The sequence below is a fragment of the Bradyrhizobium sp. 35 genome, assembly GCF_023073215.1.
GTDB lineage: Bacteria > Pseudomonadota > Alphaproteobacteria > Rhizobiales > Xanthobacteraceae > Bradyrhizobium > Bradyrhizobium canariense_D.
This window is the reverse complement of the sequence record NZ_JADPJC010000074.1, coordinates 20,644-32,693: the sequence shown is the minus strand read 5'-3', so window position 1 is coordinate 32,693 and position 12,050 is coordinate 20,644. Positions and strand designations below refer to the sequence as shown.

The following is a 12,050-nucleotide window of genomic DNA, read 5'->3' as shown; positions in this document are numbered from 1 at the left end:
CAGGACAGACGTCCCGCCATGACAGGGATCAAGTACCGGCCTTGTTTGAGGGGTATTTTCCCGGGAACGGGCCGCGGTTCAAGCTGAAAAGAACAATGCTCAGCTATCCATCGCATTCAGCCGCTGCAGCCGCTCCTGCATGACCTTCCTGAGATCATAGCCGGGGCGGCCGAAGCTCGTATTGCGGGTGGTGAGGAAATCGCGCTGGGTGCGACGGAGGCCGCCGGCGAAGCGGGACCCGGCCGATTTCAGCACGCGCTCGTAGGTCTCGGCGATCTGGCGATCGAGCACCCCCAGCTGCGGATCGGCACAAATCACCTTCTCGACCTCGCGCTTCGCGGTGGCACAATCGAACGACGGGCCATTGCCGGAATTCGCCGCGAGCGGCCGCAGCGGCTCGCCGCCGAATTTCGCGATCTCCGCGATCATGGTTCGGCGGCCGCCGGCCGCATTGTCGTTGCCGGGATCGAGCCGCAGCGCGGTCTCGTAGTCGGCCAGCGCCTTCTTGCGCTCGCCCATCTTCTTGTAGAGCACGGCGCGGTTGTTGTAGGTCAGCGCGAAATTCGGATCGAGTTTCAGCGCGGCCTCGTAATCGCTCAGCGCCGCGCCAAGCTCGCCCTTCAGGTGGTAGGAATCGCCGCGGTTTGTGAAGAAATTCGGCCGCGGTGCCAGCCGGAGCGCCTGATCGTAATCGGCAATCGCCTTGTCGTACTCCCCCATCGCGGCCAGCGCCAGCCCGCGATTGTCGTAATATTCGGGCACTTTCGGATCGAGCCGGATCGCCTCGCCGTCGTCGGCAACCGACTTGTCGAGCTGGCCGAGCTTCTTGTAGGCGGCGCCACGATTGGTGTAGCTGCGCGGCCGGTTCGGATCGAGGCGCAACGCCTCGCTGAGATCGCGGATCGCCTTCTCGTTGTCGCCGCCGAGATAATAGGTCACGCCGCGGTCGGACCAGGCCTGTGCATTGTCAGGCTTCAGCCTGATCGCCTGGTCGTAATCGGCAAGCGCGCGGTCGAGCCGGTGCTGGTTGGTGTAGACGACGCCGCGCAGCTCGTAAGATTCCGAATCCTGCGGATCGAGCTCGATGGCCTTGCTGAGGTCCGCCGCGGCGCGGTTGAGATCGCCGCCGGCCTCGCGCAGGAGATCACCGCGCAGGCGCCAGGCTTTTGCGTTCTTGCCATCGAGTGCGATGGCGCGATCGATATCTCGCAGCGCCTGCGTGAGGGCGCCCGAGGTTCGCGCATTGGCGTCGGCGCGCACCAGCAATGCCGCGGCGCGATCGAGGGATGGATTCGAGGCCTGGTCGATGATGGCGCTGCAGGCCGGGATCAGCTCAGCCGGAGCGGCCTTGCTCCCGATTACGCAATCGACGCCGGCCGAAGCAGGGGCGACGAGAACGACGCTCATTGCCGCGCTGAGCAGGAGCGAGCGAAACGAGATTTTTGCAAACGAGAGCATTTGCGCGGAAGGATGCGTGCCGCACATGGCATAGGGCTCCGGGACATCAGGCTTTCACCATTGTCGCGGCAGCCAAAGAATCGGTTCAAATCGAGGCGTGCCAGCGGCGCACCGATCCCTTCCTCCTTCGTCCCGCTCTTACGAGCGAGACGAGGAGCCTCAATACCCGTCCACCCCGTTGAGCCGCTGCAGCCGCTCCTGCATCGCCTTCTTCAAATCGTACCCCGGCCGGCCGAACCCGGCGTTGCGGCCGGCGATGAAATCGTCCTGCTCGCGTTGAAGCGCCTTCGCTTCGCCTGCATTGCGGGCTTCGCGCAACACGCGCGCGTTGGCGGCAAAGATCTCGCGGTCGAGATCTGCGAGCTCGCGGTTGGCGCAGATCGCCTTCTCGACGGGACGGCGCACACCCTTGCAAATGAAACTGGGCTTGCCCGCGACTGCCATCTGCGCGCCGATCCGCTCGATCTCGCGCGCCATCGCCTTGTGATTGGGCTTGGCCTTCTCGTGGTTCGGATCGATTTTCAACGCCGCACCGAAATCCTGCACCGCCTTGGGCTTGTCGCCCTTCCTTAGCCAGAGTTCGCCCCGCGCGTTGAAGATATCGGCGAGACCGGAATCGAGCTCCAGCGCGCGGCTGTCGTCGGCGATCGCGCGGTCGACTTGGTCGTGCCGCGCATAAAGCCCGCCGCGCGCGATCAGCGCCTTGATCAGGTCCCCTTTCGCCGTCTTCTCGTTGTCGATCACGGCGGCGCAGGCCGTGGCGGCCTTGTCGATGTCGTCGGCTGCGGCAGCCGCGAGGCACGGCGCGATGTCGACCTGCGGCACCGCGGCCGGCTCGCCGCCGGTCGCAGCATGAGCCGCAACGAACGAGAGCGCAAAGAGCAACCCGGCGCCGGACCATTGAATGAGAAAACGCATGCTCGCCACAGTTGGAAAGTCTTGAGTTAAGGTCCGCCTTGAGGTCTTGCCTTGGGGCTGCACCATCCATCATACGACCGGATTGGTGCTAGCTTGTGGCGCCGCTCAAATCGGGTTCGGGGATCAACGTGTCGACATTCGAATGGATCATCGTGCTTCTGCTCGGCGCCGTTGCATTATCGGCGCTGGCGCGGCGGATCAAGGTCCCCTACCCGACCTTTCTCGCAATCGGGGGCGCACTGATCGCCTTTGTGCCGTCGAGCCCGTCCTGGACGCTGGAGCCCGACCTGGCGTTGGCTCTTTTTGTCGCACCGGTCCTGCTCGATGCCGCCTTCGACACCTCGCTGCGCGATCTCCGCAACAATTGGGTTCCGGTCTCCACCCTCGTCGTCGCCGCGGTCGGCTTGACCACGGCCGCTGTGGCCTACGTCGCGCACCGGCTGATGCCTGATATGCCCTGGGCCGCCGCGGTTGCGCTCGGCGCCATCGTGGCCCCGCCGGACGCGGCCGCCGCGGTCGCGATCCTGAGCCAGGTGAAGCTGCCTCACCGCATGGTGAAGGTCCTGGAAGGCGAGAGCCTGCTCAACGACGCGACCGCGCTCTTGATCTATCGCATCGCCGTCGGAGCGACCGCCACCGAGCATCTGGCATGGAGCCAGGTCGCGCCAACCATGGCTCTGGCCCTGGTCGGCAGCGTCGTTGCCGGCTATCTCGCCGCGCGAGTCATGCCACTGGTGATCGTGCGGATCACGGAGGCTCCCAGTTCGATCATCATGCAATTCGCCACTACCTTCATGGTCTGGATCGGCGCTGAACATCTCGGCCTCTCCGGCATCCTCACCATCGTCGTGTACGCCATCACGATGGCACGCGCTGCACCCGCTCGCATGCCGGCGCGGTTGCGGGTGCCGTCCTACGCGGTGTGGGATACGATGGTGTTCGTGCTCAACGTGCTCGCGTTCATGCTGATCGGCATGCAGATGCGACCGATCTGGACGCGGCTGGACGCGGACGTGCGCTGGGACTATTGCCTGGCCGCCGCCTGGATCCTGCTCACCGTGGTCCTGGTCCGGTTGGCCTGGGTCACGCTCTACCGCACGACGCTGCGCACGCTGGTGGCGCACGGGATCTATCACCCCAAGGATCCGAAGCAGGTCGCCTCCGCCAAGGGCGGCCTCATCATCTCCTGGTGTGGCATGCGCGGCCTCGTCACGCTCGCCACCGCCTTTGCCTTGCCGGAAAACTTTCCGCATCGTGACTTCATCGTCTTCTCGGCGTTTGCGGTCGTGCTCGGCACGCTGGTCGTGCAGGGCCTGACCTTGCGGCCGCTGATCCTGGCGTTCGGCCTCAAGGACGACAATCCCGTCGGCATCGAGGTCGCGCGCGCCCGCGCCGTCGCCTATCGCGCGGCGCTCGACGCGATCGAGGACGATCCGTCGGAGGAAGCCGAAATCCTGCGGCTCGAATATCGTGCCATCCTGATGCAGGCCGACGACGATCCCCATGGTGGCATCACCAACGGCGAATTGCCCGCCGATCCGCTGCGCCGCCGCGCCATCGAAGCCGCGCGAAAATCGATCTTCGACCTCCGGGCCACCGAGGTGATCGGTGACGACGCGTTTCACAGGATCGAGGAGGAGCTCGATCGCGCGGAACTGAGCGCGGGGGGTTAGATTTCGTCATCCCGACAAGCGCCCTGCACAGGTGGCTAGGGGTTTGAACCAAACGCCGCCTCTCCAGACTCATCCCTCATGACGACCCTGATCGACGACCGTCGTGTGCGCGCGCGAGATGCGTCGCCCGCACGATATTTCTATCTCCACATGGCACTGGCCTGCGCGGCCACCGCCTTTCTCGGCTTCGCACCGACCTATTTTGTGCCGCTCGCGAACCGGACATTGTCCGCAAGCCCCGTCATTCATTTCCACGGCCTGTTGTTCTTCACCTGGTCTCTCTATTTCGTGATCCAGACGTGGCTCGCCGCCTCAGGCCGCATGGTCAATCACCGTGCGCTCGGCATAGCCGGCGTTTCGCTCGCGACCGCGATGACGATCTTCGGCTTCCTCGCCTCCGTCCATGTGATGCAGCATTCCGCGGCGCTCGGCCAGAAAGAGGCCGGCATCGCCTTCTCGATCGTGCCGATGAGCGGGATCGCGTTCTTCGCTGGTGTATTCGTGCTCGCGATCATGAACACGCGAAAGCCGGAGATTCACAAACGCCTGATGCTGCTCGCGGCGGTCTCCATCCTCGATGCCGCGATCGCGCGCTGGTTTCTCACTTTCCTCGCGCCTTCGGGACCGCCAGGGCCGCCGCCGGTGCCCGTCACCATCGCGCCCGCGATGGTCGCTTCGCTGCTGCTCGTCGTCGCCATGGTACGCGACTGGCGCACCGCGGGCCGAGTGCATCCAGTCTACATCACCGGCACGCTCGCGCTGCTGGCGGTGAAGGTGCTGAACTGGCCGATCAGCGAAACGGCGGCATGGCATTCATTCGCCGGCGGGATTCTGGCGCTGGCGCAATGATGTCGTCCTGGCGAAAGCCAGGACCCATTACCCCGAATGCCGAATGTTGAAGTAGCCGGAGCCGCCAGCCTTCGTCAAACTTCTCCCTGGGGTTATGGGTCCTAGATCAGCGCTCGTTACGCTCGCTTGTCCAGGACGACGGCGAACACGGAACGACGCCTAGGCCCCCGCCTTGCACGTGATCCCGCCGTCCACCACGAGCTCGATGCCCGTCACATATTTCGCTTCGTCCGAGGCCAGGAACAGCGCGGCGTTGGCGACGTCGAAAGCGTCGCCCATGTGGCCCATCGGCACTTGCGCATCGCGCGCCCGCCACATCGCTTCAACATCGCCCTTGGCATAGCTGTTCGCAAGACCTGCGGAATGTTCCACCATCGGCGTCTTCATCAGGCCGGGCAGGATCGCGTTGACGCGGACATGGTGGCGCGCGAACTCGATCGCGGTGGTGCGGGTCATCTGGTTCATCGCCGCCTTCGAGGTGCCGTACGTGACGTAGGAGATGCCCATGTGGCGGATCGAAGCGATCGAGGAGATGTTGATGATCGAGCCACCGCCCTGTTTCACCATCACGGGGATGACGTGCTTCATGGCGAAATAGGCGCTCTTGAGGTTGACGCTGAAGACCCGGTCCCAGCTTTCCTCGGTCACTTCGACCACGCTGCCCATCTCGGCGATGCCGACATTGTTGTCGAGCACGTCGATGCGGCCGTAGGCCTTGAGGCATGCCGCGACCATCGCCTCGACCTCGCGCGCATGCGAGACGTCGGCCGTGAACGCGCTCGCCTGGCCGCCTTCGTCCGCGATGATCTTCGCGGTCTCCTCGGCGGCCGCGCCGTTGCGATCGACGCAAAACACCTGCGCACCCTGGCGGGCAAAGGTGACCGCGGTGGCCTTGCCGTTGCCCCAACCAGGCCCGATCGAGCCGGCACCCACCACCATCGCAACCTTGCCCTTGAGCCGACCCATCGCGTGTCTCCCTTATTATTGTTCTTTGCAGACGATCATCTCTGTGACGTTAGCACCAATGGGATGACCGACAATCTCGGACAACGTCCGGCACTTGCCGTCATGGCATAGCCGCCATTCGCCAGCCGCGTCCGAATTGCCCAGCACGACCTCCGGCATCGGCGCGCGCGCGGGCCTCCATTGAAACCAGCCGTCGACGAGGCGCGCCTCGGGCGGCGGCTCCATGCCGGGGCCGGTGCCCTTCACGCGTGCCTGCACCAGTTCGAGCCCGGCGGGGGTGACGCGCCAGTCTTCCTGCCAGTCGACCTTCGCGATCGAATGCGTCCACACCAGTGTGAACGCGGACAGCGCCAGCGCCTTCAGGCCTGAGGCTGTGACGAGGCAGAGGCTCACACCGCCTCGACCGGCGCCGGCGGCCGCCGCCGCCACTGCCACAGCACGATCGCAGCGGCGAGCAGGAAGCCCGCGGTGTCGCTGAACGGGAAGTCGCCGAGCAGGCACAGCGCGGCACCGAGCGCGACCAAACGTTCGAGGAACGTCAGGCGCGTGAACAGGAATCCGATCGCGACCATGCCGAACAGCGCGATCGCCACCAGCGCCTTGACAGTCGCCAATGCCACCGCGCCGTAGAAGCCGAGCTTGGCCGCCATGGGATCGCCGCCCTGCAGCATCAGCGCCGGCGAATAGACGAAGATGAAGGGGATGACGTAGCCGGCGAGCGCGATGCGCATCGCCTCCCAGCCGATCTTGTCCGGATTCTCCTTCGCGATCGGTGCTGCGGCAAGCGCGGCCAGCGCCACCGGCGGCGAGAGGTCCGCCATGATGCCGTAATAGAACGCGAACATGTGGCTTGCGATCAGGGGCACACCCAGTTTGGCCAACGCGGGCGCCGCGAGCGCTGCCGTGATGATGTAGGTCGGGATGGTCGGGATGCCGGTGCCGAGCAGGATCGACAGCAGCATGGTCATGATCAGCGCCAGGAACAGGCTCTTCTCGCCGAGACCGATCACCCAGCCGCCGAAGATGGTGCCGACGCCGGTCTGCGACATCATGCCGATGATGACCCCGACGATGGCGCAGGCCATGCCGACGGTGATCGCGGATTTGGCGCTTTCAGCCAAGGCATCGCGGCAGGCGCGCAGGGCGGAAAATCCGCCACGCACGAACGCAGTGATCACGATCAGCGCGACGACGACGCCTGCGACCGGCACGATCTGAAGGCCGTCGCGCGAGAGCGCCGCGACGACGAGCGCGAGCCCGATCCAGAAGACATAGCGGATCGCCATCGAAGACGCGCATGTCGTGATGGCGGTGCCAAGGATCAGCGCCACTGTGAGCGCGAGGCCCATGCTGCCGGCATAGAGCGGCGTAAAACCTTCGAACAGCATGTAGACCAGCGCCGCGAGCGGCAGCACGAGATACCAGCGCGTCACCAGGGCCTTCCAGGCGCTCGGAATCTCCGAGCGCTTCATGCCGGTGAGCCCGTGCTTGCCGGCCTCCAGATGCACCATCCAGAAGGCGGAGGCGAAATAGAGCATCGCGGGAATCGCGGCCGCCTTCACGATCTCAGAATATTGGACGCCGAGCGTCTCTGCCATGATGAAGGCGACCGCGCCCATCACCGGCGGCATGATCTGCCCACCCATCGACGCTGTCGCTTCGACGCCGGCCGCGAACGCGCGGCGATAGCCGAACCTGATCATCAGCGGAATCGTGAACTGGCCGACGGTGACGACGTTGGCGACGCCGGAGCCGGAGATCGTGCCCATCATGCCCGAGGCGAACACCGCGACCTTGGCCGGGCCGCCGCGGGTCCTGCCGAATAACCCAAGAGAAACGTCGGTGAAGAGCTGGATCATGCCGGCGCGCTCCAGGAACGAGCCGAACAGGATGAACAGGAAGATGTAGGTCGCCGAGACGTAGATCGGCACGCCGTAAAAACCTTCGGTGCCGAACGACAGATGCGTGACGATCTGGTCGAAATCATAGCCGCGATGGTTGAGCGGTGACGGCAGATACTGGCCGAAGAACCAGTAGACGAGACAGGCGCCGCACATCAGCGGGAGCGCTGCGCCCATCAGCCGCCGCGTGCCCTCGAAGATCAGGACGGCGAGCAGCGTGCCGACCACCAGATCGAGGCGCGTCGGATCGCCGTCACGTGCGATCAGATCCGCATAGAAGATCCATTGATAGAGCCCGCACAGAAAGCCCATGCCGCCGATCAGCCAGCCGATCGCGCGGCCGAAATCGCTTTTGGCGGTGAAGTTGCCGATCAGGCCGAAGGTGAGGAGAATGAGGAAGCCGACATGGACGCCGCGCACCACCTGGCTCGGCAGATAATTGAAGGCCGCGACATAAAGCTGGAAGATCGCGAAGGCGATGCCGATCCAGTAGGCGAGCGTGCCCCACCAGCCCGGGCCAAAGCCTTCCGGAAAACCGTGCTCGAAATTGTCGAACTCGACCTTGATGGGCTCTTGAGCGCCCTCTGCCTTCTCCAGCATTTCAACCCATCCCCAATCGTCGAGCGCTTATAGCATTGGCACGGTCCATCCGCGCCGTCATGCCCGGGCTTGTCCCGGGCATCCACGATCTTTCTCGCCTGGCCTTAGAACGTGGATGGCCGGGACAAGCCCGGCCATGACGTCCGATAACGAGGCCGACGTTACTTGATCAGCCCCTTTTCCTTGTAATAGCGGATCGCGCCGGGGTGCAGCGGAACCGGGCTGCCGCTGGCGGCCGTCTCGAGCTTGATCTCCTTGCCGGCCGCATGCGCGTTGGCGAGTTCGGGCAGCGACTCGTAGACCAGTTTTGTCATCTGGTAGGCGAGATCGTCCGACACCGCCGAGCTGGTGACGAGGTAGTTGACCACCGCCGCAGTCGGCACGTCCTTGTCCTGCCCGGTGTAGGTGTTGGCGGGAATGGTCGCCGCGATGAAGGGCAGGCCGATCTTGTCGACGGTCTCCTTCGGCACCGACACCACCACGATCGGGCTCGAGGTCGACAGATCCTTCAGCGAGGCCACGCCGAGCCCGGCCGATTGCAGCGTCGCGCCGAGCTGGCGGTTCTTCATGAGGTCGACGGATTCGGCAAACGGCAGATACTCGACCTTGCCAAGATCCTTGTAGCTCATGCCGGCCGCCGCCAGGATGGCGCGCGAATTCAGCTCCGTGCCCGATTTCGGCGCGCCGACCGACAGGCTCTTGCCCTTGAGATCCGCAAGCGTCTTGATGCCGCTCTCGGCAGTCGCGACGATCTGGATGTAGTTCGGATAGATCGCGCCGATCGTGCGCAGCTTGTCGAGCTTGGACTTGAAGCCTGCTTCCTCGTCGCCATCCCAGGCCGCTTTCAGCGAGTCACCCAGCGTGAACGCGATCTCGCCGCGACCCTGCTGGAGCAGGATCAGATTCTCGACCGACGCCTTGGTGGCCTGCACCTGCGTCTTCACGTTAGGAATCTTGTCGCCGTAGATCTTCCCGATCGCGACCCCGAGCGGATAGTAGACGCCGGAGGTGCCACCGGTCAGCACATTGATAAAGGATTGCGCCTGCGCGCAAGGTGCCGAGGCCGCCAGAGCAAGAGCCGCGGCCACGCCGAAAATCGTTCGTTTCATGATCTTTCTACTCCCCAAACCGGCCGGAAGTTGGCCGGATGAGGGGGGCGGGTCAACCCATCCAAAAGTCAAAACAGGACTGCAGTAAATGGCTGTGCTGGTTCGATTTTTGGGGAACTCGCCAGGTGCGGCGAGGTGGCGCAGCCAGGTCTGGTCAGCCCCTCACTGGAAGGTCATGTCCAGGCATTTGGAGATGTCGGAGCCGAGGCCGGAGGAGATGATGATGCAGCCGCGCACCTTCTGCGCGCCGACGTCGGCGGCCCACACCGAGTAGCCGCCGGGGCCGAAGAACGAATTGGTGTTCGGCGGCTCGGTCTCGGTCGCGTCGAAATCGTAATGGCCGTCGGTGTCGAAGATGCGCGGCTTCTTGGTACAGCCGCCGTCGGTCTGGACGTTGATGACTTCCTTGTTGTCCCGGGTCAGCGCCAGCGAGACCTGACAACGGAAATATTCCGAGGTCTTGGTGTTGAAGAGGTAGGTGTATGACTTGCAGGTCGCGGTGTTCAGCTTGCCCGGGGCCAGGCCGCGGCTGCACGAGATCCTCTGGTTGTGGCTGAGCTGGTAATCATCGGCACGGGCGGCCGGCGCGAGCACCGTCAGCAACAGGCCGGCGGCCCAGCAAGCTTTAATGACGAGGTTCATTCGAATCATCCCCTACCCAATGTTTTTGTCGAATTGCGTTCTAGACGGAAAGCGGAACATAGTCGCGCGGGGACGAAGGGAAAATCACAAACTGCTCGGCAAGACGTGATGCGCTGCGGCGCTTTCGCAAATTGACCTGGAAGCGCCGTTCGTGATTTGTTCAAGCCGGGAGCCTCGATGGGGAGGATAGGGTGATGGCATTTTCGACAAGGATATTTTTGGTGACGGCCGTGCTCGGCGCGTTCGCTGCACCCGCATTGGCGCAGACCGCTGCAACACCTTGGGAGCTCAAGCCCGACACCGGCTACGCCTATGACAAGGACGGCAAGACCTTCTCCTACAAGATGGGCACCAGCAATGCCGGCGAACTTCTGAAGGGCGCCAAGAAGGTGCCGAAGGGCACGCTGTTCTTCCTCGGCCACAACGGCCAGCTCTACATGCGCAGCGGCCCGTATCTGGAAGGCGACGGCAAGTTCAAGTTCGGGTCGGATCAGTAGGGCGAGGTCGCGGCGACGCCACACACTGCTGTCGTCCCGGCGAAGGCCGCGACCCATACCGCGTGATCCCTCGATTGCGTACGGCCGCAGTACCGAACGACCGTCCTCCCAAACTATGCCCTGTGGTAATGGGTCCCGGCCTTCGCCGGACGACGCCGCCTAAAACGCCCCCGCCAGCTCGCGCGCGCCGGCGTTGTTGCTGTTGCTGTCCATCCTCGTATCCGTCACCGCCAGCAGCTTCGCCACCGTGTTGTGGCGGATCGCGACCGGGTTACGCTCGTAGCCGCCGCGCTGGAAGAAGTTCGAAGTCGGCACCTGCTCGCGCATTACCTGCGGCATTGTCACCATGTCGAGGCCGGTGCCGTCGCCGGTGAGGTTCATCATCTCGAGCTCGGCCGCGCTGAGCGGGCGGTTGTAGCCCTTGGCACGCGCGAACAGCACCGAGGTGAGCAGCTTGTGAGTCTGCAGCATCGGCCCGATATCGATGTCGAGCACCATGGCATGCATGGCCCAGCCCTGCGCGGTGTTGCCGATCTTCTCGTGCTCCGACCAGGTGTCGGGCACCGACTTGGCGTGCGCCACCATTTTCTTGAGCACAGTGAGCTTGTGCTCGAGCGACTGACGCGCCGGGCCTGAGGTCCGCGCCACCTTGTCAGAGAGAGCGCGGATGAATTCATGGCCTTGCTCGGCCAGCAGCTCGACGCTGTTGGTCGTCAGCAGCTGGTTGTAGCCCATCGCGGTCGAAATGGCGCGCTTGCCGCCATGTTCGATTCCCGCCTGCACGTCGTAACTGCCGGTGCCGCCGGTCTCGAACGCGTAGACCCGCACCGCCTGCTCGCGCGTCAGCCCCGAGGCCAGCGCGTAGCGTGCATAGACGCGCTTGAATTCGACTTCGTTGGCCGGCCGCTGTGGCGTGAACTGATAAAGCTCCTGCGCCGCGCGCAGCAGATCGGCGACCACCGGGATCGGCTTTTTCGTCGGGCGGTCCGGGGTTTCCTCCGGCTCCGGATTCACCGGCCGTTTCGGCCCGTTATAGAGCGGCGGATGCTCCAGCACGTAATCGTCGAGCGTGACCTGCTGCCCGCTGCGCCGCTTGGCATTACGGCCTTTCCGCTTCTCGGAGATCTGACTCCAATAGGCGCCGGCTTCCTCGTCAAAGGCCGCGCGCGCCGCCTGATACTCCTGCAGCTTGCGGCGATATTCCAGCACGGCGGGCGACACGCCGCCTTGCGCAAAGAACTGCGACAACAGCTGGGCATTGGCATTGCGGACGGCCGGCGGCAGCGCGTCGGATTCGCCGCCGCGCACGGCAGGCGCGAGCAGGACGAGCGCGAGTGGAACCAGTCTCACGGCATTTCGAATCGATTGATGCATGCTGCCCTCTTAGCAGGCATCCGGTAACTGTCACGTTAACGCGCCGTTTACCTCGTTTTCGCC

At 64.3% G+C, this 12,050-nt stretch carries 11 protein-coding genes; 3 read left to right on the top strand and 8 right to left on the bottom strand.

Going from position 1 to position 12,050, the window contains the following annotated elements:
• Positions 1 to 99: 99 nt before the first annotated feature.
• Both IVB36_RS15685 and IVB36_RS15680 read right to left on the bottom strand, forming a co-directional pair.
• On the bottom strand, positions 100 to 1,485 hold the full coding sequence (locus tag IVB36_RS15685; protein WP_018453133.1) for a tetratricopeptide repeat protein: 1,386 nt from the start codon (positions 1,483 to 1,485) through the stop codon (positions 100 to 102).
• A gap of 132 nt (positions 1,486 to 1,617) precedes the next feature.
• Entirely contained in the window at positions 1,618 to 2,376 is a 759-nt protein-coding gene (locus IVB36_RS15680) for a tetratricopeptide repeat protein (protein ID WP_018453132.1), read from the bottom strand.
• Positions 2,377 to 2,471: 95 nt separating this feature from the next.
• On the opposite strand from IVB36_RS15680, the gene IVB36_RS15675 reads away from it, so the two are divergent.
• Both IVB36_RS15675 and IVB36_RS15670 read left to right on the top strand, forming a co-directional pair.
• Positions 2,472 to 4,049, top strand: a complete 1,578-nt coding sequence (locus tag IVB36_RS15675) for a sodium:proton antiporter (RefSeq protein WP_018453131.1) — start codon at positions 2,472 to 2,474, stop codon at positions 4,047 to 4,049.
• 78 nt (positions 4,050 to 4,127) lie between these two features.
• Positions 4,128 to 4,898: a hypothetical protein gene (locus tag IVB36_RS15670; RefSeq protein ID WP_018453130.1), complete on the top strand. Its 771-nt coding sequence runs from the start codon at positions 4,128 to 4,130 to the stop codon at positions 4,896 to 4,898.
• 159 nt (positions 4,899 to 5,057) lie between these two features.
• Here the strand turns inward: IVB36_RS15670 and IVB36_RS15665 are convergent, their stop codons facing one another.
• From IVB36_RS15665 to IVB36_RS15645, 5 genes are all read right to left on the bottom strand, one after another.
• Positions 5,058 to 5,864, bottom strand: a complete 807-nt coding sequence (locus IVB36_RS15665) for a glucose 1-dehydrogenase (RefSeq protein ID WP_204512522.1) — start codon at positions 5,862 to 5,864, stop codon at positions 5,058 to 5,060.
• Between the two features lie 15 nt (positions 5,865 to 5,879).
• Positions 5,880 to 6,257 (bottom strand): DUF1850 domain-containing protein, encoded by a 378-nt coding sequence (locus IVB36_RS15660; RefSeq protein ID WP_247392097.1) that lies wholly within the window; start codon positions 6,255 to 6,257, stop codon positions 5,880 to 5,882.
• Complete coding sequence (locus IVB36_RS15655; RefSeq protein ID WP_247392095.1) at positions 6,254 to 8,365, bottom strand: TRAP transporter permease; 2,112 nt, start codon at positions 8,363 to 8,365, stop codon at positions 6,254 to 6,256. The genes IVB36_RS15660 and IVB36_RS15655 overlap by 4 nt, the downstream gene beginning before the upstream one ends.
• A 161-nt stretch (positions 8,366 to 8,526) precedes the next feature.
• On the bottom strand, positions 8,527 to 9,474 hold the full coding sequence (locus tag IVB36_RS15650) for a TAXI family TRAP transporter solute-binding subunit (protein ID WP_018453126.1): 948 nt from the start codon (positions 9,472 to 9,474) through the stop codon (positions 8,527 to 8,529).
• A gap of 162 nt (positions 9,475 to 9,636) precedes the next feature.
• Complete coding sequence (locus IVB36_RS15645) at positions 9,637 to 10,116, bottom strand: hypothetical protein (RefSeq protein ID WP_018453125.1); 480 nt, start codon at positions 10,114 to 10,116, stop codon at positions 9,637 to 9,639.
• A 194-nt stretch (positions 10,117 to 10,310) separates the two neighbouring features.
• Between IVB36_RS15645 and IVB36_RS15640 the strand changes: the two genes are divergently transcribed.
• Positions 10,311 to 10,613 (top strand): hypothetical protein, encoded by a 303-nt coding sequence (locus IVB36_RS15640; protein ID WP_026232467.1) that lies wholly within the window; start codon positions 10,311 to 10,313, stop codon positions 10,611 to 10,613.
• Positions 10,614 to 10,772: 159 nt separating this feature from the next.
• Here the strand turns inward: IVB36_RS15640 and IVB36_RS15635 are convergent, their stop codons facing one another.
• The gene (locus tag IVB36_RS15635; protein ID WP_018453123.1) at positions 10,773 to 11,987 is read right to left on the bottom strand and encodes a hypothetical protein; all 1,215 of its coding nucleotides are present in this window, start codon (positions 11,985 to 11,987) and stop codon (positions 10,773 to 10,775) included.
• Between the last annotated feature and the right edge of the window lie 63 nt (positions 11,988 to 12,050).

Bases quoted from the DNA above. Each gene is read 5' to 3' on its own strand.
- IVB36_RS15685 (WP_018453133.1), bottom strand. From the start codon at position 1,485: ATGTGCGGCACGCATCCTTCCGCGCAAATGCTCTCGTTTGCAAAAATC.
- IVB36_RS15680 (WP_018453132.1), bottom strand. From the start codon at position 2,376: ATGCGTTTTCTCATTCAATGGTCCGGCGCCGGGTTGCTCTTTGCGCTC.
- IVB36_RS15670 (WP_018453130.1), top strand. From the start codon at position 4,128: ATGACGACCCTGATCGACGACCGTCGTGTGCGCGCGCGAGATGCGTCG.
- IVB36_RS15665 (WP_204512522.1), bottom strand. From the start codon at position 5,864: ATGGGTCGGCTCAAGGGCAAGGTTGCGATGGTGGTGGGTGCCGGCTCG.
- IVB36_RS15655 (WP_247392095.1), bottom strand. From the start codon at position 8,365: ATGCTGGAGAAGGCAGAGGGCGCTCAAGAGCCCATCAAGGTCGAGTTC.
- IVB36_RS15650 (WP_018453126.1), bottom strand. From the start codon at position 9,474: ATGAAACGAACGATTTTCGGCGTGGCCGCGGCTCTTGCTCTGGCGGCC.
- IVB36_RS15645 (WP_018453125.1), bottom strand. From the start codon at position 10,116: ATGAACCTCGTCATTAAAGCTTGCTGGGCCGCCGGCCTGTTGCTGACG.
- IVB36_RS15640 (WP_026232467.1), top strand. From the start codon at position 10,311: ATGGCATTTTCGACAAGGATATTTTTGGTGACGGCCGTGCTCGGCGCG.
- IVB36_RS15635 (WP_018453123.1), bottom strand. From the start codon at position 11,987: ATGCATCAATCGATTCGAAATGCCGTGAGACTGGTTCCACTCGCGCTC.